Source organism: Mycobacterium sp., from assembly GCF_025965855.1.
Taxonomy (GTDB): Bacteria; Actinomycetota; Actinomycetes; order Mycobacteriales; family Mycobacteriaceae; genus Mycobacterium.
Map to the genome: position 1 here is coordinate 1 of NZ_JAOPWB010000054.1, position 3436 is coordinate 3436.

Consider the following 3436-nt stretch of genomic DNA (forward strand, 5'->3'; position numbering starts at 1 on the left):
TCGCCGTCGCCTCGGGCTCGCCGTTCATGTTCATCGTGCGGTAGAGCAGCTGGACAGCCTTGGCGGGCTGCGGGATCAGACCGAGAAACGCCAGCTCGACCTCGCGCGAGCGCAGTACCGTCCCGGGCTCGGCGTGCTGGTAGCCCGGCGGCGGGTGGTAGAACGGGTCGTCCGAGGGCAGCAGCGGCCGGACCTTGCGCTGCAGTTCCTCGTGCGGCGGCCGTCCGATCCACTGCGCGTCACGCGTCCCCGCGAGATTGCCGAGTTCAACCATCAGGATCCCTTCTTGGCCATCCGGCATTCTCGCGCATGAACGGGCGGTGGCCAAAACGTAATCGCCGCATTGTGAGCCAGTTCTCGTCGGTCCCCCCGGCTCACGGGCGAAGGTGTTCCGCCCAATGTACCGGTGTGTCGTGGGCAATCGGCTCAAATCTGGCCGGGCGGCCGGAACGCGGCGAATTCGTCGGTGACCCGCAGCTGGGAGTCGGTGAAGTGATACAGCGCCGCCGGGCGCCCGCCGCTGCGGCCGGACTGTGCCATGGTCCCGGTCTGGGTGATGACCCCGCGCCGGACCAGCACGCGTTGCAGGTTCGTCGCGTCGACCTGATAGCCCAGCGCGGCGCCGTAGATGTCGCGCAGCGTGGACAGTACGAATTCCCTTGGAGCCAAAGCGAATCCGATGTTGGTGTAGGACATCTTGGCGATCAGCCGGGTGCGGGCGTAGGCCACCATCGGGCCGTGGTCGAACGCCATCGGCGGCAGCGAATTCACCGGATGCCAGCGCGTGTCCGGCGGCAGCTCGGGGATCGCGGGGGAGGGCACCAGGCCCAGGAACGTCGACGCGATTACCCGCTTGTCCGGTACCCGGTGGGGATCGGAGAACACAGCCAGCTGCTCCAGGTGTGCCAGCTCCTTCAGGTCGACCTTCTCGGCCAGTTGGCGCAGGACGGAGGTGGTCATGTCCTCGTCGTTGCGCAGCTGTCCGCCCGGCAGCGACCAGGCGCCCCTTTGCGGATCCTTGGCACGTTGCCATAACAGCACGTTCAGCTGCGGTTTCTCTCTGTTTAACCCGTTTCCAAGGGCTGTTGTCACCCTGCGAACCTGGAACACGACCGCAAGCACCTCGTGTTCAGTGCTAATATGGCGCATGTTTTCGATTATAAGTCGAAAACCTCCCAGCGCTAAAGGAGCCGCCGTGACGGTCTTGACTCGCATGGAGTCGTTCGCCGAAAACGGGACCGACATGGTCGCCCGTATCACCGACACACCCACCGGATACGCCGGCGTGGACGGGGATGAGCAGTGGGCCGCCGAGGTTCGCCGGCTGGCGAAGCTGCGCGGCGCCACCCTGCTCGCGCACAACTACCAGCTGCCCGCCATCCAGGACGTCGCCGACCACGTGGGCGATTCGCTGGCGCTGTCCCGGATCGCCGCCGACGCGCCCGAGGACACCATCGTGTTCTGCGGTGTGCACTTCATGGCCGAGACCGCCAAGATCCTCAGCCCGGACAAGACCGTGCTCATTCCGGACCAGCGGGCCGGCTGCTCGCTGGCCGATTCCATCACCCCCGACGATTTGCGCGCCTGGAAGGACGAGCATCCCGGCGCCGTCGTCGTCTCCTACGTCAACACCACGGCCGCCGTCAAGGCGCTCACCGACATCTGCTGCACCTCGTCCAACGCGGTCGACGTCGTCGAGTCCATCGACCCCGACCGCGAGGTGCTGTTCTGCCCGGATCAATTCCTCGGCGCCCACGTGCGCCGGGTGACGGGGCGCAAGAACCTGCACGTGTGGGCCGGGGAATGCCACGTGCACGCCGGCATCAACGGCGACGAGCTCTCCGAGCAGGCGCGGGCAAATCCCGATGCCGAACTGTTCGTCCACCCCGAATGCGGCTGCGCCACTTCGGCTTTGTACCTCGCCGGCGAGGGCGCCTTCCCGGCGGAGCGGGTGAAGATCCTGTCCACCGGCGGCATGCTCGAGGCCGCCCACGAGACCCGCGCCCGCAAGGTCCTGGTCGCCACCGAGGTCGGCATGTTGCACCAATTGCGCCGGGCCGCACCGCAAGTCGACTTCCGCGCGGTCAACGACCGCGCCTCCTGCAAATACATGAAGATGATCACCCCGGCCGCCCTGCTGCGCTGCCTGGTACAGGGCGCCGACGAAGTCCACGTCGACCCCGAGACCGCTGCGGCCGGCCGGCGCAGCGTGCGGCGGATGATCGAGATCGGGCAGCCGGGCGGCGGCGAATGATCGCCCGTCCCAGTTGGGCCCACACCGCCGACGTCGTCGTGATCGGAACCGGCGTCGCGGGATTGGCCGCGGCGCTGGCCGCCCATCGCGCCGGCCGCAGCGTCGTCGTCCTGTCCAAGGCGGACCAGGCGCGCGGGATGACCGCCACCCACTACGCCCAGGGCGGCATCGCGGTGGTGCTGCCCGACAACGACGATTCGGTCGACGCCCACGTCGCCGACACGCTGGCCGCGGGCGCGGGGCTGTGCGATCCCGACGCGGTGGGCTCGATCGTCGCCGACGGCTACCGCGCGGTGTCCGAATTGGTCGGTGCCGGAGCGCGATTCGACGAGGTCGTGCCCGGCCGCTGGGACGTGACGCGCGAGGGCGGCCACTCGCGGCGCCGCATCGTGCACGCCGGGGGCGACGCCACCGGCGCCGAGGTTCAGCGCGCGCTCGACGAAGCCGCGGCCATGCTCGACATCCGCACCAGCCACGTGGCGCTGCGCGTGCTGCACGACGGCACGGCGGTGACCGGGGTGTGGGTGGGCAACCCGGACGGATACGGGATCGTCAGCGCGCCCTCGGTGATCCTGGCCTCCGGCGGCCTCGGGCACCTCTACGGGGCGACCACCAATCCCGACGGCTCCACCGGCGACGGAATCGCGCTGGCGCTGTGGGCCGGCGTGGCCGTCAGCGATCTCGAGTTCATCCAGTTCCACCCGACGATGTTGTTCGGTGGCGGTCAGGGCGGCGGCCGGCGCCCCCTCGTCACGGAGGCCATCCGCGGCGAGGGCGCGATATTGCTTGACGGCCAAGGCAATTCGGTCACGGCCGGCGTTCACCCGATGGGCGATCTGGCCCCGCGCGACGTCGTCGCGGCGGCCATCGACGCGCGCCTGAGGGAGACCGGCGACCCGTGTGTCTTCCTCGACGCGCGCGGCATCGAGGGCTTCGAGGCGCGGTTCCCGACCGTCACCACCGCGTGCCGGGACGCGGGCATCGACCCCGTCCGTCAACCCATCCCGGTCGTCCCCGGCGCCCACTACAGCTGCGGTGGCGTCGTCGCCGACGTGCACGGGCAGACCGAGATGCCCGGGCTGTTCGCCGCCGGTGAGGTGGCCCGCACCGGGATGCACGGCGCCAACCGCCTGGCATCCAACAGCCTGCTCGAGGGGCTGGTCGTCGGCGGCCGCGCCGGAC

3 protein-coding genes and 1 pseudogene are annotated in these 3436 nt (G+C 69.6%); 2 read left to right on the forward strand and 2 right to left on the reverse strand.

The genetic code is table 11. The features are described 5' to 3' along the window. Both JWP83_RS03865 and JWP83_RS03870 read right to left on the reverse strand, forming a co-directional pair. Window positions 1-274 (reverse strand): annotated as a pseudogene (locus tag JWP83_RS03865) (lipase); the annotation flags it as partial. A gap of 152 nt (window positions 275-426) precedes the next feature. Beyond that, the gene (locus tag JWP83_RS03870; RefSeq protein WP_297726046.1) at window positions 427-1149 is read right to left on the reverse strand and encodes an NUDIX domain-containing protein; all 723 of its coding nucleotides are present in this window, start codon (window positions 1147-1149) and stop codon (window positions 427-429) included. Between the two features lie 46 nt (window positions 1150-1195). Between JWP83_RS03870 and nadA the strand changes: the two genes are divergently transcribed. Together nadA and JWP83_RS03880 are read left to right on the forward strand one after the other, a co-directional pair. After that, window positions 1196-2254, forward strand: coding sequence for a quinolinate synthase NadA (gene nadA / locus JWP83_RS03875; protein WP_297726049.1), 1059 nt, complete (start codon window positions 1196-1198; stop codon window positions 2252-2254). Beyond that, a partial coding sequence (locus tag JWP83_RS03880) for an L-aspartate oxidase (protein ID WP_297726052.1) occupies window positions 2254-3436 on the forward strand: 1183 nt, incomplete at its 3' end. The genes nadA and JWP83_RS03880, both read left to right, overlap by 1 nt.